This is a genomic window from Phyllobacterium sp. GQ127 (assembly GCF_059758635.1).
On sequence record NZ_JCAXDZ010000002.1, the window covers coordinates 79765 to 101586 of the forward strand.

The 21822-nt window shown below is 53.6% G+C and carries 19 protein-coding genes and 1 pseudogene; 18 read left to right on the forward strand and 2 right to left on the reverse strand.

Going from position 1 to position 21822, the window contains the following annotated elements; genetic code table 11:
* Positions 1 to 80 precede the first annotated feature (80 nt).
* Positions 81 to 1187: pseudogene (locus tag AC6CHM_RS08660) on the forward strand (DNA recombination protein RmuC); the annotation flags it as partial.
* A 37-nt stretch (positions 1188 to 1224) separates the two neighbouring features.
* Here the strand turns inward: AC6CHM_RS08660 and AC6CHM_RS08665 are convergent.
* Complete coding sequence (locus tag AC6CHM_RS08665) at positions 1225 to 2187, reverse strand: cation diffusion facilitator family transporter (RefSeq protein WP_336440687.1); 963 nt, start codon at positions 2185 to 2187, stop codon at positions 1225 to 1227.
* Positions 2188 to 2318: 131 nt separating this feature from the next.
* Here AC6CHM_RS08665 and AC6CHM_RS08670 point away from each other — a divergent pair, with 131 nt between their 5' ends.
* The 16 genes from AC6CHM_RS08670 to AC6CHM_RS08745 all read left to right on the forward strand — a co-directional run bounded on the left by AC6CHM_RS08670 (position 2319) and on the right by AC6CHM_RS08745 (position 20696).
* Positions 2319 to 4334, forward strand: a complete 2016-nt coding sequence (locus tag AC6CHM_RS08670; RefSeq protein ID WP_498172731.1) for a hydantoinase/oxoprolinase N-terminal domain-containing protein — start codon at positions 2319 to 2321, stop codon at positions 4332 to 4334.
* A gap of 104 nt (positions 4335 to 4438) precedes the next feature.
* Positions 4439 to 6607 (forward strand): malate synthase G, encoded by a 2169-nt coding sequence (locus AC6CHM_RS08675; protein WP_498173290.1) that lies wholly within the window; start codon positions 4439 to 4441, stop codon positions 6605 to 6607.
* A gap of 93 nt (positions 6608 to 6700) precedes the next feature.
* A complete protein-coding gene (gene tsaB, locus AC6CHM_RS08680) occupies positions 6701 to 7387 on the forward strand; it encodes a tRNA (adenosine(37)-N6)-threonylcarbamoyltransferase complex dimerization subunit type 1 TsaB (protein ID WP_498172733.1) in 687 nt (228 codons plus the stop codon).
* Positions 7384 to 7902, forward strand: a complete 519-nt coding sequence (rimI, locus tag AC6CHM_RS08685) for a ribosomal protein S18-alanine N-acetyltransferase (RefSeq protein WP_115051432.1) — start codon at positions 7384 to 7386, stop codon at positions 7900 to 7902. Before tsaB ends, rimI begins: the two co-directional genes overlap by 4 nt.
* 1 nt (position 7903) lies before the next feature.
* Positions 7904 to 8767 (forward strand): lyso-ornithine lipid O-acyltransferase, encoded by an 864-nt coding sequence (olsA, locus tag AC6CHM_RS08690; protein ID WP_336440741.1) that lies wholly within the window; start codon positions 7904 to 7906, stop codon positions 8765 to 8767.
* Positions 8768 to 8777: 10 nt separating this feature from the next.
* Positions 8778 to 10196: a tRNA (N6-isopentenyl adenosine(37)-C2)-methylthiotransferase MiaB gene (gene miaB, locus AC6CHM_RS08695; RefSeq protein ID WP_354342674.1), complete on the forward strand. Its 1419-nt coding sequence runs from the start codon at positions 8778 to 8780 to the stop codon at positions 10194 to 10196.
* Positions 10197 to 10247: 51 nt separating this feature from the next.
* On the forward strand, positions 10248 to 11273 hold the full coding sequence (locus tag AC6CHM_RS08700) for a PhoH family protein (protein WP_307282363.1): 1026 nt from the start codon (positions 10248 to 10250) through the stop codon (positions 11271 to 11273).
* Between the two features lie 9 nt (positions 11274 to 11282).
* The gene (gene ybeY / locus AC6CHM_RS08705; RefSeq protein ID WP_354342672.1) at positions 11283 to 11771 is read left to right on the forward strand and encodes an rRNA maturation RNase YbeY; all 489 of its coding nucleotides are present in this window, start codon (positions 11283 to 11285) and stop codon (positions 11769 to 11771) included.
* A 14-nt stretch (positions 11772 to 11785) separates the two neighbouring features.
* Complete coding sequence (locus AC6CHM_RS08710; RefSeq protein ID WP_115051430.1) at positions 11786 to 12868, forward strand: hemolysin family protein; 1083 nt, start codon at positions 11786 to 11788, stop codon at positions 12866 to 12868.
* 22 nt (positions 12869 to 12890) lie between these two features.
* Positions 12891 to 14480 carry an apolipoprotein N-acyltransferase gene (lnt, locus tag AC6CHM_RS08715; RefSeq protein ID WP_498172736.1) on the forward strand — a complete coding sequence of 530 codons (1590 nt, stop codon included), beginning with the start codon at positions 12891 to 12893 and terminating at the stop codon, positions 14478 to 14480.
* Between the two features lie 100 nt (positions 14481 to 14580).
* Positions 14581 to 15000, forward strand: coding sequence for a helix-turn-helix domain-containing protein (locus tag AC6CHM_RS08720; RefSeq protein WP_115051428.1), 420 nt, complete (start codon positions 14581 to 14583; stop codon positions 14998 to 15000).
* 514 nt (positions 15001 to 15514) lie between these two features.
* The gene (gene metK, locus AC6CHM_RS08725; RefSeq protein ID WP_115051615.1) at positions 15515 to 16780 is read left to right on the forward strand and encodes a methionine adenosyltransferase; all 1266 of its coding nucleotides are present in this window, start codon (positions 15515 to 15517) and stop codon (positions 16778 to 16780) included.
* Between the two features lie 22 nt (positions 16781 to 16802).
* On the forward strand, positions 16803 to 17501 hold the full coding sequence (trmB, locus tag AC6CHM_RS08730; protein WP_115051427.1) for a tRNA (guanosine(46)-N7)-methyltransferase TrmB: 699 nt from the start codon (positions 16803 to 16805) through the stop codon (positions 17499 to 17501).
* A gap of 206 nt (positions 17502 to 17707) precedes the next feature.
* Positions 17708 to 18658 carry a Bug family tripartite tricarboxylate transporter substrate binding protein gene (locus AC6CHM_RS08735; RefSeq protein WP_115051426.1) on the forward strand — a complete coding sequence of 317 codons (951 nt, stop codon included), beginning with the start codon at positions 17708 to 17710 and terminating at the stop codon, positions 18656 to 18658.
* Complete coding sequence (locus AC6CHM_RS08740) at positions 18655 to 19146, forward strand: tripartite tricarboxylate transporter TctB family protein (protein ID WP_337353525.1); 492 nt, start codon at positions 18655 to 18657, stop codon at positions 19144 to 19146. The genes AC6CHM_RS08735 and AC6CHM_RS08740 overlap by 4 nt, the downstream gene beginning before the upstream one ends.
* 5 nt (positions 19147 to 19151) lie before the next feature.
* A complete protein-coding gene (locus tag AC6CHM_RS08745) occupies positions 19152 to 20696 on the forward strand; it encodes a tripartite tricarboxylate transporter permease (protein ID WP_115051424.1) in 1545 nt (514 codons plus the stop codon).
* A gap of 26 nt (positions 20697 to 20722) precedes the next feature.
* On the opposite strand, the gene AC6CHM_RS08750 is transcribed toward AC6CHM_RS08745, so the two are convergent.
* Complete coding sequence (locus AC6CHM_RS08750) at positions 20723 to 20887, reverse strand: hypothetical protein (RefSeq protein WP_498172738.1); 165 nt, start codon at positions 20885 to 20887, stop codon at positions 20723 to 20725.
* Between the two features lie 268 nt (positions 20888 to 21155).
* Between AC6CHM_RS08750 and rimP the strand changes: the two genes are divergently transcribed.
* Positions 21156 to 21809, forward strand: a complete 654-nt coding sequence (gene rimP, locus AC6CHM_RS08755; RefSeq protein WP_115051423.1) for a ribosome maturation factor RimP — start codon at positions 21156 to 21158, stop codon at positions 21807 to 21809.
* The last annotated feature ends 13 nt before the right edge of the window (positions 21810 to 21822 follow it).

Here is a 21822-nt window from a genome sequence, read left to right on the forward strand (position 1 = left end):
CCTCAATATCTGTAGGCGCAACACTGTTTACAGTGGCGCTTGTCATGGCTTTGGTGGTGATTTTTGCCATTGTTGCTGTCATGCGGGCAGCACGGATGCGGCTTGTCGCGGAGATACAGGCAGAAGATCGTGCCCGAGACGCGGAAGCACGAATGGGGGAAATTCTTAAAAGCCAGTCTGAAATGCAAGGTCGCATGCAAACAATGGCTGAACTTTTCGGTTCTCGTCAGGCAGAGCTTAATCAATCCATTCGGGAGCGGCTCGACGGCATGACCACCCGGATTGGCCAGACCATGACCGATCAGACCAAGTCCACGCACGAAAATCTCGCCAAACTGCAAGAACGGCTGGCGGTCATCGATACGGCGCAGAATAATATTCAAACGCTTGCGGGTCAGGTCGTCCAATTACAGGCAATTCTTGCCAATAAACAGACGCGTGGGGCCTTCGGTCAGGCGCGGATGGAAGCGATTATCGCCGATGGTCTGCCGCAGGGCGCTTATGAGTTTCAGGCAACCCTGTCGAATGGAAGCAGACCTGATTGCGTGGTTCGCATGCCCAATGGTGCAGCAAATCTGGTCATTGATGCCAAGTTTCCCCTGGAAGCCTGGAACGCCATACGTGAATCCGAAACGCCGGAAGGCAAGAAGATCGCCGCTACACAGTTCCGGCGCGATATCGAGATTCATATTCGTGATGTTGCAGAAAAATATCTTATCAATGGCGAGACGCAGGATACGGCGTTTCTGTTTGTGCCCTCGGAATCGGTCTTTGCTGAAATTCATGAGAATTTCGAAGGCGTGATCCAGAAGGCGCATCGCTCGCGTATCGTGATCGTATCGCCCTCATTGCTGATGCTATCCATTCAGGTCATTCAGGCTGTGCTCAAAGACGTACGCATGCGGGAACAGGCGCATTTGATACAGGGCGAAGTCATCCGGTTGATGGAAGATGTTGGCCGTCTTGATGATCGTGTGCGGCGTCTGCAAACCCATTTCAGTCAGGCAAACAAGGATATTGACGATATTCTGGTATCTTCCAGCAAGGTGACCAAGCGCGGCCAGAAGATCGAAGCGCTGGAATTCGCGGAAGCGCCAGTGGGCGAAACAAAAGCGCACGATACAACGCGGTCGGCAACTTCCACGACAGGCCAGTTGCGCTTGCGGGTGGTCGATGGCGAGGAGTAAGGCCAGACTGCATCTGACCTGACGGATAATTCCGATCTTAGCCAGCTTCGATGGTTTTGCGCCGAACCTCCCAGGTTCCGGTCGTCTGCGGCTTGACGAAGAGGCTGATAATATCAGGATTGGCTTTTTTCAGAGCCGCTTCGATGCGTTGAACACAGGCTTCGATTTCTGGCGCGCGCATGTGATCTTCGAATTCCACACTGAGGCTCGCCGCGATCTGTTTTGGACCCATGTGGACTGTTAGCACCCCATTGGCGCGTTGAACTGCCGGGTCCTGGTTGGCAATGTCGAGGATTTGCTGATCCACCTCTGGGAGTGCAGCCTCGCCCATCAGCAAGCCCTTGCTCTCTCGCGCCAGAAAAATCGCGGTTCCGCCAAGTATGATCGAAATTCCGATAGAGGCGACACCGTCCAATTCTGGAATATTGAAGAGTTGCGCGGCGGAAATGCCAACAAGAGCAATAACAAGCCCGAGCAGGGCAGCTGTGTCTTCGAACAATACCGTAAAGACGCTTGGATCTTTGCTAATCCGCACCGCCTCGACGTAACCAAGGTCGCCTTTAACAGTGCGAAATTCCTTCAACGCTATGTACCAGGAGGTTCCCTCGAACAACATGGCAAGGCCAAGAACAACATAGTTGATGATTGGGTTTTCAACGGGCTCCGGATCAAGAATATGGATGACGCCCTCATAGAAGGACACTCCGGCACCCACGGCAAAGACCAACAAGGCGACGATGAAACTCCAGAAGTATAGCTCCCGGCCATGGCCGAGCGGATGACTACGGTCGGCAGGTCTGGCCGCTCGACGCAGACCAAAGAGGAGAAGCGCTCCATTTCCGGTATCAACCAGAGAGTGGACACCTTCCGAAAGCATGGCGGAACTGCCGGTAAAGAAAGCCGCGACAAACTTGGTAACGGCAATCAGAAGATTGCCAAGTATCGCTGCGTAAATAACTTTTTTGGATCCGGCATGCGCTTTCGCCGATTGTGTTGCCATGGTCTGCCCCCTATCCTTCGGAGAACGCCAAATGTTTTGTAAGGTTCCGGCTTGCGGCAGTAAGTGGTCGGTATGATGCTAGTGGTTTTGTATCTCATGCGCTAACTCTTCCACAAACAGTGTAGGGCGACATGACTGATTCCACAGTAGAGCAAGCAATATTTCTAGGGTTGGATACGGGCGGGACCTATACCGACGCCGTACTCTGGTCGGAAGAGCGCGGCGTTATTGCCAAGGCAAAAGCGCTTACGACACGCCATGATTTGAGTGTTGGCATTTCTGGCGCGGTCGATGCCATCATTGCCGAAGCTTCTGTGCTTCCAGCCGACATCCGGCTTGTGTCAATGTCGACGACACTGGCCACCAACGCGTTGGTTGAGGGCCAGGGCGGGCGCATCGCATTGGTGATGATCGGATTTTCCGATGCTGATCTGGAGAAGGCAGGATTGAAAGATGCTCTTGGCAACGATCCTGTCATATTTATCCCGGGTGGTCATGACGTCTATGGTCGTGCTCAACCTTTCGATGCATCATCCCTTGAAAAGGCATTGCCACATCTGAAATCTGAAGTGACAGGCTTTGCCATTTGCGCCTATTTTGCCGTGCGCAATCCGGAGCATGAGATTGCCGTGCGCGATCTTGTGCATGATAAGACAGGGCTGCCAGTCACATGCAGCCATGAATTGTCGGCCAAATTGAACGGTCCCAAACGGGCATTGACGACAGTACTCAATGCCCGGCTGATTGCGATGATTGACCGGCTTGTCGCGGCCACGGAAGGTTTTCTGGACAAGCGCGGGATTCACGCACCTTTAATGGTCGTTCGCGGCGATGGTGCGCTGGTTTCTGCCGCATTTGCCCGCCACCGGCCCATTGAAACCATTCTTTCGGGGCCGGCAGCAAGTCTCGTTGGCGCGCGTCATATGACCGGCCTCGACAATGCGATTATTTCCGATATTGGCGGCACGACGACTGATGTCGCCGTGCTGGATGATGGCCGCCCCAGGCTTGATCCCAATGGTGCCACAGTTGGTGGGTTTCGCACCATGGTTGAAGCCGTGGCGATGCGTACCTTTGGCCTTGGCGGGGACTCGGAAGTGTCGCTGGACGACAATGCCATGACACCTGGGATCAAGCTTGGACCAAGACGGCTTGTGCCGCTGGCGCTTCTCGCGGCCAATCACGGTTCCATGGTGATTGAGCATCTGGCCCGTCAGGTTAAAGCGGTCAATGCAGGGCGGTTAGATGGACGTTTCGCCTTGCGCACAGGTGTGCCGGTGCAAATGGCGTCTGGCCTGAGCAAGGGAGAGGCCGAGCTTTACGAGCGTATGACCACAGAGCCACAGCCGCTTGATCGTCTATTGGCCTCGGTTTCGCAGACGGCTGCAATAACACGGCTGGTCTCTCGCGGATTGGTTCATCTTGCGGGGTTCACGCCCTCGGATGCCTGTCATGTTTTGGGCCTTCAGAACAATTGGAATGCCGAAGCAGCGCGGTATGGTGCTATTCTTTATGCAAGGCGTAAGGATGGGGCGGGTCGTCCTTTTTGCGATACGCCGGAAGAAGTTTCACGTCGAACCTATGATGCTCTTATCAGGCGTTCATCCGAGGTCGTTCTTGAAACAGTCTTTGCGGAGGACGGGCTTGAGGGGCAGGAAACCGTCGCAAGTGCACTCGTTCAGCGAGCATTATCTGGGGTGGGCGGTATTGCCGGTATCAAATTGCATATCGACCGGCCCCTAATCGGACTTGGAGCGTCAGCACCCGTCTATTACCCTGCTGTGGGCGACGAGCTTGGTGTTCAATGTATCGTTCCCGTTGATACGGATGTGGCAAACGCTTTAGGAGCCGTAGTCGGACAAGTCCGGGTGTCACTGGAAGCGCATATAAGCCAGCCTGTTGAAGGTCTTTATCGGGTAATGGCGGGTGAAGCTGTTCAGGATTTTCAGCTTGAGGAAGATTCAATCGCATTTGCCGAATCAACACTGAAGAATCAGGTGCAGCGACTGGCGCTTGAGGCCGGAACAGACGAGCCTCAGATCACAATTATTCGCAATATCAGCGCGGCAACAGTGGAGGATCAGCGAAAATTCATTGAAGCGGTCTTGATCGCTACAGCGTCAGGGCGTCCGCGGATCGCACACTAATCGATTTCAATCGATACAGATTTCAACTCAGACCATCGGAGAATTGACTGCACTGGCCTTGGCGTGTTCAAGGATATGCAATGCAAATCTATAAGGACATTATCATGGGCGAACGTATCGAAATGAATGGTCTGAAAGTGGCTCCAGAGCTTCACGATTTCGTTGTGAATGAAGCCATTCCCGGAACAGGCGTCGATGCGGCACAGTTTTGGTCAGGTTTTGCGCAGATCGTTGATGATCTGGCGCCGAAGAATCGCGCTTTGCTGGCAAAACGCGATGCATTCCAGCTTCAACTCGATGATTTCTACAAGGGCAGGCGTGACAATGGTTACTCACCGGAGGAATATGAAGCATTCCTGCGTGAGATTGGTTATTTGCTGCCCGAAGGCGACAAATTTGCTGTCTCGACCAGCAATGTAGATCCCGAAATTGCAGTGACGGCCGGTCCCCAGCTTGTCGTTCCTGTCATGAATGCCCGCTATGCGCTCAATGCTGCCAATGCGCGTTGGGGTTCGCTCTATGATGCGCTTTACGGTACGGACGCAATTTCGGATGAAGGCGGGGCGGAAAAAGGAAAAGCATTCAACCCGGTACGCGGTGCGAAAGTCATTGCCTGGGCCAAGTCTTTTCTTGACGAGAGTGCGCCATTGCAAGGTGCGCAGTGGGCGGATATTTCCGCGCTTACTGTTAAAGACGGTAGACTTGCGCTCAAATCAGGGAATGAGGCTGTTTCCCTTGCGAATGAAAGCCAGTTCGCGGGCTATCGCGGTGGTCCGGCAAGCCCGACGGCAATTCTTTTGATCAAGAACGGGCTGCATGTGGAGATCGTGATTAACGCCGATCATCCAATTGGCACAACAGACAAGGCGCACATTGCCGATGTTCTGTTGGAATCTGCCCTAACAACGATTCAGGATTGCGAAGACTCTGTCGCGGCAGTGGATGCGCAGGATAAGGTCATTGTCTATCGCAATTGGCTCGGTCTGATGAATGGCGATCTTGAAGACAGTTTCGAAAAAGGCGGGAAGACAGTCACCCGCAAGCTCAACCCGGATAGGGAATATACGGGCAAGGACGGCAAGCCGCTAACGGTACCGGGACGCTCCCTCATGCTGGTACGTAATGTCGGGCATCTGATGACCAATCCTGCAATCCTCGACAAGGATGGCAATGAGGTGCCTGAGGGCATTATGGACGCGGCCATCACGGCCTTGGCGGCACTTCACGATATTGGTCCAAATGGCCGGCATATGAACTCCCGTGCCGGATCAATGTATGTGGTGAAGCCAAAGATGCATGGCCCAGAAGAGGTTGCTTTTGCGGCTGAATTGTTTGGGCGCGTAGAAGCACTTTTGGGAATGCAGCCGAATACGATGAAGATGGGCATCATGGATGAGGAACGCCGGACGACGGTCAACCTGAAGGAATCCATCCGTGCTGCAAAAGAACGGGTCGTTTTCATCAACACCGGTTTCCTTGATCGCACTGGCGACGAGATTCATACTTCCATGGAAGCTGGACCGATGATCCGCAAGGGCGACATGAAGCAGGCGTCGTGGATCGGAGCCTATGAGAACTGGAATGTTGATATCGGCCTCGAATGTGGTCTTTCCGGTCATGCCCAGATCGGCAAGGGCATGTGGGCGATGCCTGATCTGATGGCGGCAATGCTTGAGCAAAAGATTGGTCATCCGAAGGCTGGTGCAAATACGGCTTGGGTGCCATCGCCAACAGCCGCAACGCTGCACGCCACGCATTATCACAAGATAAATGTTGCTGAGGTTCAAGCCGCGTTGAAATCGCGGGGGCGTGCAAAGCTCAGTGATATTCTATCTGTGCCTGTCGTATTGCGCCCCAACTGGACGCCGGAGGATATTCAGCGTGAACTCGACAATAATGCGCAAGGCATTTTAGGCTATGTGGTGCGCTGGGTCGATCAAGGGGTTGGTTGTTCCAAGGTGCCCGATATCAACAATGTCGGATTGATGGAAGATCGGGCAACTTTGCGTATTTCTGCCCAGCATATTGCCAACTGGCTGCATCATGAAATCACCAATGAAGCTCAGGTGTTGGAGACGATGAAGCGTATGGCAGCGGTCGTCGACAAGCAAAATGCCAATGATCCTCTTTATCAGCCAATGGCTGGTAATTTTGACAAGTCGGTAGCGTTTCAGGCCGCATGTGATCTCGTTCTCAAGGGCCGCGAACAGCCCAATGGCTATACAGAACCTGTCCTGCACCGCAGGCGCCTGGAGTTGAAAGCAAGCCAATAGACCTTTTCAATGCCGGGCGGCGATCAACATGAATAGCTGCCCGTGCCGAGTGTGCTCTTGTTTGCCGACTGATTCTTGTTTAGGCGATAGCACATGAAATTGCTTGCGCTCGACACCGCCGCCAATCTTTGTTCTGTTGCCATCTTCGATGCTGAAAGCGGCACGATGCTGGCGCAGATCAGTGAAGATATTGGTAAAGGCCATGCCGAGCGGTTGATGGCAATCATGGAACAAGCCGTTGCCAATGCTGGGATTGCAATCAACGAAATTGGCAAGGTCGTCACCAGTATTGGACCGGGATCCTTTACTGGCGTGCGGGTAGGGGTGGCAACGGCGCGCGGTCTGGCTTTGGCTTTGCGCTGTCCGGCAATAGGCGTTACCACGCTTGAGGCTCTGGCTTATGATGCCGGAAAAGCCCTCTCCGGAAGACCAGTTCTCAGTGTGATCGATGCGCGCCGCGATGAGTTTTATGCGCAGTTTTTCGCAAGCGATAGTACGCCTGCCTCCGAGCCCATGATTGTTACCTTGCCCGGGATCGTGGAACAACTGGCCGGCCATGGGCAAAATCTTGTTCTTGCCGGTTCCGCCTCAGCACTGGTCAATGCAAAGCTCGAACGTCCATTGGACGTGGCGTCGGCAATGGCGACCGGTACGATCGAAGCGTTTGCGCAACTCGGAATACGATCACAAGACACAGCCTTGCCCAGTCCCCTTTATTTGCGTGGTCTCGACGTTAAGCCGCAACAGGGTTTCGTATTGAAGCGGCAGGTCGCAGAATGATGGGCCTGCCTTTCGATAATCTGCGTCAGCGCAGCTTCGTAATCGAAACGCTTGCGCGGGAGGACGCAACTCATCTGGTACCAATTCATGCCGGTACGTTCCGGCAGCCGTGGAGTGAAGACGATTTTCACGCGCTGCTTGGTGAAGCCAACGTCTTTGGTTTTATCGCGCGCGAAGAGGGAAATCGTGCGGCGCAGCCCGGTGGTTTTGTTCTTGCACGGCTTGTTCTGGATGAGGCCGAGATACTAACCATTGCCGTCGCTCCGCAGTTTCAGCGCAAGGGCGTCGGTCATGCCTTGATGGACGCGGCATTGCGCCATTTGTACAATGCGCGTGCGACCATGCTGTTTCTTGAGGTGGATGAGCTGAACGCACCGGCGCTCGCCCTATATCGCAGACTCGGATTCAAACAGGTGGGAAAACGGCCCGGCTATTATGAAACGCCCTCAGGACGCTCAGCGGCCTTGACGATGCGCCGTGACCTGGGACATCGCGAAACGGGTTCTGGCCGCTAAGATGATCGCATATCTAAGACTTATTCTGGCAGCGGCCGGCTTTGCACTCATCACAATAATCTTGCTGCCGGTCCAACTGCTTTTCGTTAAGACCGGCTGGTCATTACAGAAAAAGCTTCCTGTGCTTTTTCATAAGGTTGTTCGCCATTTGCTTGGAATTCGCATTCATGTGCACGGCAAAATGGCGCAGAATCGGCCATTGCTGCTTGCAGCCAATCATTCCTCATGGGCCGACATAGTCGTTTTATCGGCTATCGCGGAAGTCTCTTTCATAGCCAAGTCTCAGGTGGCTACCTGGCCATTATTCGGTCTCTTCGCCAAGTTGCAGCGCTCTGTCTTCGTTGAGCGTGAAAAACGCGGCAAGACCCATGATCAGGCAAGTGAAATAGCAACGCGTCTTGCCGATGGCGATGTCATGGTGCTTTTTGCGGAAGGCACGACATCAGACGGTAACCGTATATTGCCCTTCAAGACATCGCTGTTCGGTGCTGCGCAGGTAGCAATCCGCGAAACCAGCGTCGAAACAGTCACGATCCAACCTGTTGCCATCGCTTATACGCGGGTGCACGGACTGCCAATGGGCAGGTTTCATCGCCCGATCATCGCATGGCCGGGGGACGTGGAGCTTGGTCCCAGCCTTATCGGGATGCTCAAGGAGGGCGCCTATGATGTTGATGTCCGATTTGGCGAGCCAGTTGTGATTGACAGCAAGTCTGACCGGAAAGCCTTGGCGCGGTTGATGGAAGAGAAAGTGCGGGCGATGATGCAAAGGTCGCTGCAGGACCGTGACTATATCGAGCCGGAGATCGCAACTGCCACGAATCTCACCGATCCGGCTATTTTCAAAGAGGCCAAAAAGCTTTAGAAGCCTCTGCATGGACGATATCATTATTAAACATCAGCTGGACGAGACGTTGGGAGCGCTTGCCCATTCGCCATCACTGGCCAATACCCGCAAGGTCTATGTAAAGACCTATGGCTGCCAGATGAATGTCTATGACAGCCAGCGGATGACTGACAGTCTCGCAGCTGAGGGTTATAGCCCGACAGACACGGCGGATGATGCCGATCTGGTCTTGATCAATACCTGTCATATTCGTGAGAAGGCGTCTGAAAAGCTGTACTCGGCGCTTGGCCGGCTACGCAAAATGAAAGATGCGCGCGCCAAAGAGGGTCGCGAACTCACGGTCGGCGTTGCTGGATGCGTGGCGCAAGCCGAAGGCGATGAAATTACGCGGCGTGCGCCCGTTGTTGATCTGGTTGTCGGCCCCCAAACATATCACCGCCTGCCACAGGCGCTTGCGCGTGTGGCAAAAGGCGAGCGTGTCGTCGAGACTGAATATGCGATTGAAGACAAATTCGAGCACTTGCCCGCTCCCAAAAAGGAGCAGACGAGAAGCCGCGGTGTGACGGCCTTTCTCACTGTGCAGGAGGGGTGCGACAAATTCTGTACGTTCTGCGTGGTCCCCTATACACGGGGATCTGAAGTTTCGCGCCCTGTTGCCCAGATTCTGAAAGAAGCCGAAAAACTCGCCGATGCCGGTGTACGTGAGCTGACGCTGCTTGGGCAGAACGTCAATGCGTGGCATGGCGAGGGGCATGATGGCCGCGAGTGGGGGCTGGGCGAATTGCTTTACCGGCTGGCCGAGATACCCGGCATTGCGCGACTACGCTACATTACCAGTCACCCGCGCGACATGGATGACGCTTTGATCAATGCGCATCGTGATCTCGATATGTTGATGCCCTATCTGCACCTGCCGGTTCAGGCTGGTTCGGACCGTATTTTGAAAGCGATGAATCGCAAGCATACGGGCGACGATTATCTGCGTCTGATTGAGCGGATACGAAACGCCCGCTCCGATATAGCCCTATCGGGTGACTTCATTGTTGGCTTCCCCGGAGAAACGGACGAGGATTTTGAGGCGACGTTGCAGCTGGTTCGGGACGTTACCTACGCCGCAGCCTATTCGTTCAAATATTCGCCGCGACCAGGAACACCCGGTGCCGATCTGCCTGACCATATTGATGAAGCGGTAAAAGACGAGAGATTGCAGCGTTTGCAGGCTTTGCTCAGCGAACAGCAATATGCCTTCCAACGCAGCCTTGTGAATAAAAGCTTTGATGTGCTCATTGAAAAGGCCGGAAGAGTGCCTGGACAGATGGTTGGACGATCTCCTTGGTTACAACCTGTAATTATCGATGTACACGGCGGCAGAATCGGCGACATTATCAATGTACGAATCATCGACACGGGTACCAACAGCCTTATCGGTATCCGGGAGATGGTTTGAGGAACAAGTAGCGACTATATGAACAGGCGAATACTTTTTTAGGAGAGCCGTTTGAACGCCACCGAAAAACTGAAACCCGCTCCTTCCGGAGCCTCGGACCTGGCGCATATCGTACTGACATTTGATAACAATCGGCTGGCGAGTGCGCTATTCGGCCAGTTTGACGAGAATCTTGCTCGTATCGAAAAGAAGCTGGGCGTTGACGTCCGTTCCAAAGGCAATCAGCTCGCTATTCGTGGTGAGCCAGGAGCAACGGAGCAGGCTCGGCGCGCTCTGGATCAACTCTACGAACATTTGCAAAAAGGCCATGATATATCCGCATCGGATGTTGATGGCGCTTTGCGAATGGCTATCGCTGCCGACGATCAATTGACGCTTCCCACAATGGAAAACAAGAGCAAGATGGCTGTAGCCCAGATATCGACCCGCAAGAAGACGATCTTCGCTCGCACGCCGACGCAAGATGCTTATATGCGCGCGCTTGACCGGTCGGAAATGGTGTTCGGCGTAGGGCCAGCGGGTACGGGTAAGACCTATCTGGCGGTCGCCCATGCGGCGATGCTGCTAGAGCGTGGTCTGGTGGACCGCATCATCCTTTCCCGCCCAGCCGTCGAAGCTGGTGAGCGGCTTGGTTTTCTTCCCGGCGACATGAAAGAGAAGGTCGACCCTTATCTGCGCCCTCTCTATGACGCGCTTTACGACATGATGCCTGCTGATAAGGTTGAGCGTGCCATCGCCGCAGGCGTTATCGAAATCGCACCGCTCGCCTTCATGCGCGGGCGTACACTGGCTCATTCTGCAATTATTCTGGATGAGGCGCAAAATACGACTGCAATGCAGATGAAGATGTTCCTGACCCGCCTTGGCGAAAACGGACGTATGATTATTACTGGCGATCCGAGCCAGATTGATCTACCGCCAGGCCAGAAGTCCGGATTGGTGGAAGCGCTCAATATTTTGAACGATGTTCAGGGTATCGTCACCGTAAAGTTTACGGATGTCGATGTGGTTCGTCATCCGCTGGTTGCGGCGATTGTTCGTGCTTACGATAAGGAAGGCGCCAAGCCTAAAGCTTGACGGAGTATCTTGATCGACATTGACATATTGGTTGAAACCGATGGCTGGCCAGGGGAGGCGGCGCTGTCGGACCTTGCATCAATTGCTATTGCTGCAGTTTGGGACGAGCTGGCTAGCGGAAACCAGCCCGACAGCGAGCTAAGTCTGGTTTTCACCGATGATGCGGCGATCAAGGAACTTAATAATGATTGGCGCGACAAGGACAAACCTACCAATGTCTTGTCCTTTCCGGCCTTTCCGATCAAACCGGGTCAAGCGCCCGGACCGATGCTTGGCGATATCGTTATTGCCCGCGAAACCGTTGTGCGGGAAGCGGAAGATGAAGAAAAATCCTTCGACCATCACCTCACGCATCTGATCATTCATGGGGTTTTGCATCTCCTCGGATATGACCACGAAACAGATGATGAAGCCGAAGAAATGGAGCAGCTCGAGCGCAAAATTCTTGCGCGGCTTGCAATTCCTGATCCATATGCGCTATCGGTCATAGACGATTAATTTGATTGAGGACCATGTCTGACACGTCGCACCAAAACGATCCTGCCGCGCCAGCCAAAGGCATGAATGGGCAGGAAAGTGATGCCGAAGGGCAAAGTATCACCAGAGCGCCTGTTTTAGAAAAGCGCTCGCTCCTTTCCACGATCTTTCCATTCTTGCGCGCGCGCCCCGGAACGTCCTTAAGGGACGATCTTGATGCTGCGCTTGCCGAGGATCATCATGGTGACACGGCCTTTTCTCCTGAAGAGCGCGCAATGCTTCATAACATTTTGCGCCTGCGGGAGCTGCGGGTCGAAGATGTGATGATTCCGCGCGCTGATATTGAAGCGGTCGAAATCAGCACAAGCCTTGGCGATCTCCTGGAAATATTCGAGAAGTCCGGTCATTCGCGTATGCCGGTCTTTGCTGAAACGCTGGATGACCCGCGCGGCATGGTTCATATCCGCGACGTGGTTAATCACATTACCAAGACGTCCCGGGTTAAAACGCCACGAAAAACGGCGCGCGCGCCCAAGTCCCCGGTTGCGGCAAAATTTGATCTCTCCAATGTTGATCTCACCAAAACGATTTCAGATTTGAGCTTGATGCGCACGATCCTGTTCGTGCCCCCTTCCATGCTTGCCAGTGATTTGATGGGGCGCATGCAGGCGCAGCGTATCCAGATAGCGCTCGTGATTGACGAGTATGGCGGCACTGATGGTCTGGTTTCGCTGGAAGATATCGTGGAAATGGTTGTCGGTGATATTGAAGACGAACATGACGATGATGAAGTGATGATCGTCGAGGATCCGGAGGGTGTGTTCATTACGGATGCCCGGGCGGATCTTGACGAAGTGTCTGAAAAGATCGGTTCAGGCTTCGTCGTCGGCGAACATGGTGAGGATGTTGATACGGTCGGTGGCCTGATCTTCTCGATTCTCGGACGCATTCCCGTGCGCGGCGAAATGGTCCAGGCCGTTCCCGGATATGAGTTTCACGTTTTGGAAGCCGATCCACGCCGCATACGTAAGGTTAGAATTGTTCCCCTGCGTCACGCAGAACGCAGGCCGCGTAGCCAGCGCCAAGGTGTTGTCGAGCCATCAGCGGATGACGAATGATCTTGTGTAAATTGGTCAAGGCATGATCCGGGGTCTAATCGATAGGATCGTGCTTCTGTCGGGTTGGCGGCGTTGGGGGCTGGCATTTCTTATGGGCGCTCTGGCGAGCTTTGCCTTGCCGCCCTACGACTTTTTTGCCGTAGCATTTGTTGCTTTTCCTGTTTTGGTCTGGCTGCTTGATGGCGCAGTGGATAATGCCGGAAGCGGCCCGATCCGTCGGCTGGTTCCCGCCGCAATAGTCGGCTGGTGGTTCGGCTTTGGCTATTTTGTTTTCGGGCTGTGGTGGATCGGCAATGCTTTGCTGGTCGATGCTGCAAATTTTGCCTGGGCAATTCCCTTGGCAATTTTTGGCCTTCCTGCATTTCTCGCATTTTTCTATGCTTTTGCATCAGTGATTGCGCGTCTCATATGGAGCGACGGGATCGGGCGCATATTTGCGCTCGGCCTTGGTTTCGGCCTCGCCGAATGGTTGCGTTCCTTTGTGCTAACCGGTTTTCCCTGGAACGCCATCGGCTATGCCGCAATGCCAATACCGGTTCTGATGCAATCGTCTGTTATTGTGGGCTTGCTCGCAATGAATATTCTGGCGGTAATCGTATTTGCCATGCCTGCGGTTTATAATGCCAAGCAAGGCCGGATAGCTGGACTTGCCGTTGCACTCATCCTGATCATCGCTCATGTCGGCTTCGGCGTTTTCCGGCTCTCCACAGCGGATATCAAACTCGACGGCCCGCATATTCGTATCGTGCAGCCCTCCATTTCGCAGGATCTCAAATGGGACGCAGAGGCGCGGCGCGGTATATTTGACAAGTACCTTGCCATGACCGCTGAAGAGCCAGCAGAGGGGAAAGTTAAGCCGCAGATTATAGTTTGGCCGGAAACAGCAGTTCCCTATATTCTGACGAAAACTCCAGAAGCACTGCAAGCTATCGCCGATAATTTGGCTGACGGGCAGACTCTTTTGGCTGGTGCCATCAGAATGGAAGAGCCTGGCGGGGCGGAGGAACCTCTCTACTACAACACCATCTATACCATCGACAGCTCGGGAGAAATTACCGGAGCGGCCGATAAAGTTCATCTCGTGCCCTTCGGGGAATATGTGCCGCTTGAGAGCATTCTCCGAAAGATCGGCATTAGCGAAGTGGTGGAACTGCCCGGCGGGTTCAGCGCAGCTTCGGTGCGCCGCTCGCTTGAGGTTATCAGCGGTTTCTCAGTACTGCCGCTCATATGTTATGAGGCCATCTTTCCGGGTGAGATGTTCTACCAAGGCGCAGCCGCCAATGCCATTGTCAACGTCACCAACGATGCATGGTATGGCGATACTCCTGGTCCTTACCAGCATTTCAGACAGGCGCAATTGCGCGCAGTGGAACAGGGGCTGCCGATGGTGCGGGCCGCCAATAACGGTCTTTCAGGGGTCGTTGACCCCTATGGACGAATCATTGATGCGCTTGCACTCAATGGGGTGGGTGTGATTGATGCTCAACTTCCAGGACGCGTAGAACTACCTTGGGGAGAGGGGGTTCATACGGTTCAATTTCTGGTTGTATTAATAATGGTTCTAATTGTGGCGTTGGGGTATTTTTTGCGCGGTAGAAGGCGTGTTGGTTGACATTTCCGATACAGCCCTGTCGAATAAAGTGATATTTGGTACGTTGATACATTGATGGTAAAATTCATTTTCAATTCCATTTCATATGAATGAGATTTTCATGTCTGATAATAGTAAAAAGAGTCCGAACCCCGTTGATATCCATGTTGGCGCAAGAATTAGATTGCGACGCAATATGATAGGCTTGAGCCAGGAAAAACTCGGTGAGAGCCTAGGAATAACGTTTCAGCAGATTCAAAAATATGAAAAAGGCATGAACCGTGTGGGTGCCAGTCGCCTTCAGGCAATAGCCAATATCCTCAACGTGCCGGTTACATTCTTTTTTGACGACATGCCCGGTCAGTCAGACAAACCTCGTGGTTTTGAGGAAGAAAACGAGACAACCTATGTCGTTGGTTTCCTGAACAGTTCAGAGGGTATCCAGTTGGCGCGCGCCTTTGCAAAAATTGGCGACGCGAAAATCCGGCGTAAAGTGCTCGACCTCGTACGCACGCTTGGCCAAGAGGATGATGCGGTCTAGAGGCCTTTCTGCTTAAAGAAAAGCAATTCTGTTCCGCCAAAGGCGTGACAAGGGACACCGAAAGTGGCGAGGGCGACGTCTCTCCGAAGTTGCGTGACAAAGCGGCTGGACGCGCGCTGAAACCCCAAGCTGGTTGGTTTGCAAAAGCAAACCAACCAGCTTTCAAATCCGCCGGTCGCGCTGACTGGATTCGTAACAAATGCAGTTCGATCCGTGGCGCGTGCAATTGGGCCAAATCCTTCCGGTGCACCTACGCATAATGGGGCGAGATCAACCTCGCTAAACCCTTCGATTTTGCCCCAAGATTCCCTTCAGTAGAAGGATTCTCCTTAAGCAAGAAAGGCTCCAACCATAACTTTTCATCTGTTTATGGTGTGAAACGGGAAAAAAATCCTCTTGGCGCGATCCTTTTAAAAGTGAAAGCAATTGACGGAACCGCTGCAGCTTGGCAAACACTATGCAGCCAGTCGGCATATGCCTGCTGGCGTTCGTTTGCTTTCAAGAGGGGTTCCCCGTGACGCGCAGTTCTTATCTTTTTACCAGTGAGTCCGTTTCGGAAGGTCACCCGGACAAAGTCTGTGACCGTATTTCCGATGAAATCGTTGACATGATCTATAAAGAAGCGAAGAAAACAGGAGTTGATCCCTGGACTGTTCGTATTGCCTGCGAAACTCTGGCGACAACGAACCGGGTCGTAATAGCTGGCGAAGTCCGGGTTCCGGATACATTGCTGAAGAAAGATAAAAACGGCGCTGTCGTCAAGGATGCCAAAGGCCATCCGGTTATCAATCCTTCCAGATTCCGTGCTGCCGCCCGTCGCGCCATTCGCGACATTGGTTATGAACAGGAAGGCTTCAACTGGAAGACGGCGAAGATTGAAGTTCTGCTGCATCCCCAATCGGCAGATATTGCCCAAGGCGTCGATAATGCAGCCGATCGTCAAGGTGAAGAAGGCGCTGGCGACCAGGGCATCATGTTCGGCTACGCATGCCGCGAAACACCTGATCTCATGCCTGCTCCAATTTATTATTCCCATAAGATTCTGGAATTGCTGGCAGCAGCCCGTCACAAGGGCGAAGGCGATGCTGGCAAGCTTGGACCTGATGCCAAGAGCCAGGTTACTGTCCGCTATGTGGACGGTGTGGCGGCAGAAGCAACCCAAATCGTGCTTTCAACGCAGCATCTGGATGCAAGCTGGGACTCAAAAAAGGTCCGCAGCGTCGTTGAACCCTATATTCGCGAAGCCATGGGTGATCTGAAGATTGCTGACGATTGCGTCTGGTACATCAATCCTACGGGCAAGTTCGTCATTGGTGGTCCAGACGGCGATGCTGGCCTCACTGGCCGCAAAATCATTGTCGATACCTATGGCGGTGCTGCCCCTCATGGCGGCGGCGCTTTCTCGGGCAAGGACACAACCAAGGTTGACCGTTCTGCGGCATATGCAGCACGTTATCTTGCAAAGAACGTTGTAGCCGCGGGTTTTGCTGATCGCTGCACGATCCAGCTTTCCTATGCAATTGGCGTTGCCCAGCCGCTTTCGGTCTATGTTGATCTGCATGGCACGGGCAAAGTAAAGGAAGATGCGGTCGAGGAAGCCCTGCGCAAGGTTATGGACCTGTCGCCCTCCGGCATTCGTAAGCATCTTGACCTCAACAAGCCAATCTATGCCAAGACTTCGGCCTATGGCCATTTCGGACGGAAACCCGGCCGGGATGGGTCTTTCTCATGGGAAAAGACAGATCTTGCCAAGCAATTGAAGACAGCATTGGCCGCCTAAGCGGCCAATGTGGATAAATGGTATGACCGAGCCCAGACGCGAGCGTTCAACAGAAGCATTCTTCGGCAGGAGAAGCGGCAAGGCGCTGCGCCCTTTGCAGCGTTCCATCAGGGATGAACTCCTGCCTGAATTAAAGCTCGATCTTACTTCCCCAGCGCCCGGCGACCTCCGCAGTCTTTTTGCTGCCGAGGTTGACGTGGTACGTATGGAGATTGGCTTCGGGGGCGGCGAGCATCTTGTGCATGAAGCCGCGCGTCACCCTGAAGCGGGCTTTATCGGCGTTGAGCCATTCGTCAACAGCATGGCGAAGCTGGTTGTTGATCTTCACGACAATCCGCTCGCCAATATCAGGCTTTACGACGACGACGCAACGCAAGTGCTCGATTGGCTGCCGGAAGCATCACTTGATGGAATAGATCTTTTCTATCCTGATCCCTGGCCCAAGAAGAAGCATTGGAAGCGCCGTTTTATCAGCCAGAAAAATCTCGGCCGCTTTGCTCGTGTGTTGAAATCGGGCGGACGCTTTCGCTTTGCATCCGACATAGATACCTATGTAAATTGGACATTGCAGCACTGTCATGAACATAGTGAGTTCGATTGGCTTGCTGAAACAGCCGCTGATTGGCATACACCTTACGAAGCATGGCCGGGCACCCGCTATGAGCAGAAAGCTCATCGCGAAGGCAGGGTCGGCGCTTATCTGACATTTCTGCGACGCTAAGCCTCTTTGCACGCTATTTCGCGTGACAGCTTCCTGACAGTTTTCTAGTATCATTCTAAAGACGAGGAGACCGCTGGGAGGCTGTCCATAGATATGCGCGTTAATCGTGGCAACAATGCCTGCGCAATCCTATGGCGACAACTTTCCAATCTTCGAAAAACTGAAAAAATCGATGGCCGAGGGCCGTTTTGGGAGGACTTCACACAATGCGTAAGATGTTGCTCGCTTTTGTAGCTGCCGGTGCAATGGCTATTTCCGGAAATGCCTTTGCCGCAGATTATAAAATAATGGCGCCAGCCGCACCCGGCGGCGGTTGGGATCAAACCGCCCGCACTCTCCAGACAGTGCTTCAGGAAGAGAAAATCTCGGGCAATGTGCAGGTCGTCAACGTGACCGGCGCGGGCGGTACGATTGGTCTCGCACAATTTGCAAACTCCGCCAAAGGCGATCCGTCGCAGCTCATCGTGGGCGGTTACGTGATGGTTGGTGCAATTCTCACCAATGCATCGCCAGTTACTTTGGAGCAGGTAACGCCAATTGCGCGCCTTACTGGCGAATACGAGGCATTGGTCGTGCCGGCTGCTTCTCCAATCAAGTCGATAGCCGATCTGGTCGAGAAGCTTAAGGCTGATCCCGGCGCAGTATCCTGGGGTGGCGGTTCGGCTGGCGGTACAGATCATATCACTGCAGGTCTTTTGGCCAAGGCAGCGGGTGTCGATCCAACCAAAGTAAACTACATTGCCTTTTCTGGCGGCGGCGAAGCACTTGCAGCCATTCTCGGTAATCAGGTGACGGTTGGTATCTCGGGTTACGGTGAGTTCGAATCGCAGATCAAGTCAGGTACTCTCCGTATTATCGGTATTTCCAGTGAGACCAAGGTTGAGGGCATTGATGCGCCAACCTTCAAGGAAGGTGGCCTCGACGTTTCCATCCAGAATTGGCGCATGGTCGCCGCGGCCCCCGGCATCACTAAGGAGCAGGAAGCGGCTATTGGCGCCGACATCGAAAAATTGGTTAAGTCCAAGGGCTGGCAGGAACAGTTGAAGGCCAAAGGTTGGGCTGACACATATCTTGCAGGCGATGCATTCAAGGCACAGCTGGCCAAGGATACGGAAGCAACGTCCGCTATCCTGAAAGATATCGGCTTGGTAAAATGACGCAGCAGTCATCACCCTCAAAAACGCGCCGCCCTGATCGGGCGGCGTTGGGCATTGCCGCCTTTCTGGCGGTTCTGGCCATCATAATCGGATACAGCACGGCCACCACTCATGGCGGCAGCGTCACACGGATTGGCCCCGCTGTTTTCCCATACGCCATCAGTATTGTTTTATTTATTTTGGCTATCTGGACTGTGTTCGAAGCCTTCCGTGGAGAATTTCCTGAGCGCGAGGCACAGGCGCCGGGCCCGGTCCTGTGGATTGTCGGTGGACTCGCCGCTCAAATGCTCCTTCTTAACGTTGTCGGCTTTTCAATTGCCACGGGCCTGTTATTTGCCGCGACAGCGCGAGGCTTCGGCAAAACGAAGCTTTGGGTAACGATACCTGCGGGCATCGTCCTTTCCTTTGTTGTCTGGGTACTCTTTGCCAAGGGGCTTCAATTGTCTCTGCCGGCAGGGCCGCCAGAACACTTCTTTTTTGGGAGTTAAGGTCAATGGACACGTTTGGATTGCTGTTCCAGGGCTTCGCCGTTGCGATGGACCCGATGAACCTTCTCTACGCCCTAATCGGCGTGACATTAGGCACCGCTGTTGGCGTGCTTCCGGGCATCGGCCCGGCTTTGACGGTGGCGCTTTTGCTACCCGTCACTTACAAACTGGACCCTGCCGGGTCACTCATCATGTTTGCCGGTATTTACTACGGGGGCATGTATGGCGGGTCGACGACATCCATCCTGCTGAACACACCGGGCGAAAGCTCTTCGATCGTCACGGCGCTTGAAGGCAACAAGATGGCCCGCGCGGGACGCGGCGGACCGGCTCTTGCCACGGCAGCAATTGGTTCCTTTGTGGCAGGTTTGATTGCGACCATCGGTCTGGCGCTTGTCGCGCCCTGGATAGTGAAGTTCGCCTTGTCGTTTGGACCTGCGGAGTATTTTGCTCTCATGGTTCTGGCGTTCATGACGGTTTCCGCGGCCTTTGGTGATTCTACTTTACGCGGCCTGACAGCGCTGTTCATCGGACTGGCACTGGGTCTTGTGGGGCAGGACCAATTGACAGGACAAGCAAGGCTTGCCTTCGGCATTCCCGATTTGCTTGACGGGATTGAAGTCACCACCTTGGCAGTCGCTCTTTTTGCGATTGGCGAAACACTTGCCGTTGCGGCCTCACGCTCTTCAATGGACGAAAAAATCGAAGCGGTTAAGGGTTCGATCTGGATGACCAAGGAAGATTGGTCACGTTCGTGGAAGCCATGGCTGCGCGGAACATTTATCGGCTTTCCTATCGGGGCAATGCCTGCCGGCGGTGCTGAAATCGGTACGTTCCTTTCCTACTCCGTGGAAAAGCAACTTGCGAAAAAGCCGGAAGAGTTTGGTCATGGCGCGATTGAGGGTGTGGCAGGACCGGAAGCGGCCAATAATGCCTCTGCCGCAGGTACATTGGTTCCACTGCTGACGCTTGGTTTGCCGACAACTGCAACTGCAGCGATCATGCTTGCGGGTTTCCAGCAATTCGGACTTCAGCCCGGGCCATTGCTGTTTGTAACAAGCCCGCAATTGGTGTGGGGCTTGATTGCCAGCCTTCTGGTAGCCAACCTTATGCTGCTGGTGCTGAATCTGCCACTTATCGGCCTTTGGGTGCGCTTGCTGTCTATTCCCAAGCCATGGCTTTATGCGGGCATTCTTGTTTTCGCGACGTTAGGCACGATAGGAGCAAATTCCGCAGTCTTTCAACTTGGATGGCTCGCCTTCTCGTTCGAATTGGCAATGCTGATACTTTTTGGATTGTTTGGCTACTTCATGCGGCAATTCGGTTATCCGATTGCGCCGGTTGTTGTCGGCCTTATCCTTGGCCCGATGGCTGAAACGCAATTGCGTCGCGCCATCCAGATCAGTCAGGGCGACTTCTCTGTATTGGTCGGGTCACCAATCGCGGTAACCTTGCTGGTTCTGGCTGTCTGTGCGGTGGTTATACCGCTCATCATGCGTGCCCGAGGCCAAGGTAAAGTTCTGGCCTCGCTTGCAGCGAACGAAGACTAAGCTTCATTCACCGTCCACCGGACCGATTAGTTCCGGTGGATGGAGCTGAACTGAACCGGATCAATGCCCAGCGTGCGCAGATCCGAAGCAATTGGCTGGTGGCCAGTGCGTGTGGCTGATGCAACTGCGACGGCGCTGCCGAATACGTTCAGCATCCGGCCGATCTTGGAACTTGCGGAATTCTTGCTCATTTTATTCATCCTTTTCGCGTTTATATTGCGATGCAACAAAGATAGGGATGAGAGGCAAGTTTAGTAAGAGCTTCTTATGCAAGGCAGCTATGCGAATTGACCTATACAGACCACAGGAGGTCTGGGTTCGCAGAAATTTGTCACGGCGCTTGAAAGTCTCCGCCCGTTTCGGTATATAGATCGTATATTCTTGGTCGTTAGAACAGGGGTGGGTCCACACAGGTCCCGCTCTTTTTTGTTTCTTGGGGCCAAAACAAGGAAAATTTGCGTGACAGACGGCACCAATACAGAAGAGCAAGCTATACCGGCAACTGGCCTGGAAGAGCGTATTATTACGGAAACCGGGATTGATGCACGTGTAGCTTCAATTATTGAGCCGGTACTTCAGTCTATAGGTTTCCGGCTTGTTCGGGCGCGTCTTTCAGGTCTTAATGGACTTACGCTACAGATTATGACTGAGCGGAACGATGGCACCATGACCGTTGAAGATTGTGAGCTTGTGAGCCGCACGCTGTCTCCGGTTCTTGATGTTGAAGATCCGATTGACCGGAATTATCATCTGGAAGTGTCCTCCCCGGGGATCGACCGTCCGCTCGTGCGGAAGTCGGATTTTTCGGTCTGGAGTGGGCATATCGTAAAGGTTGATACTTCCGCAGTTCTCGATGGCAGGAAAAAGTTTCGCGGCCGGATCGCCAACGTTACAGATCAATCAATAACGATCGAAAGCGATCAGGCGACCTATGGCGACAAGCCAGCTGTCGAGGTTCCATTCGAAATGATTGCCGATGCCCGTCTTATTTTAACGGATGATCTCATTCGCGATGCATTGCGCCGCGACAAGGATCTGCGCGAAGGCCGCATACCAGAAGATAATAGCTCGGACGCTGACGAAGCGAACGCTTCGGACGAAGAGCAGAGCTAACAACCGGATTGAA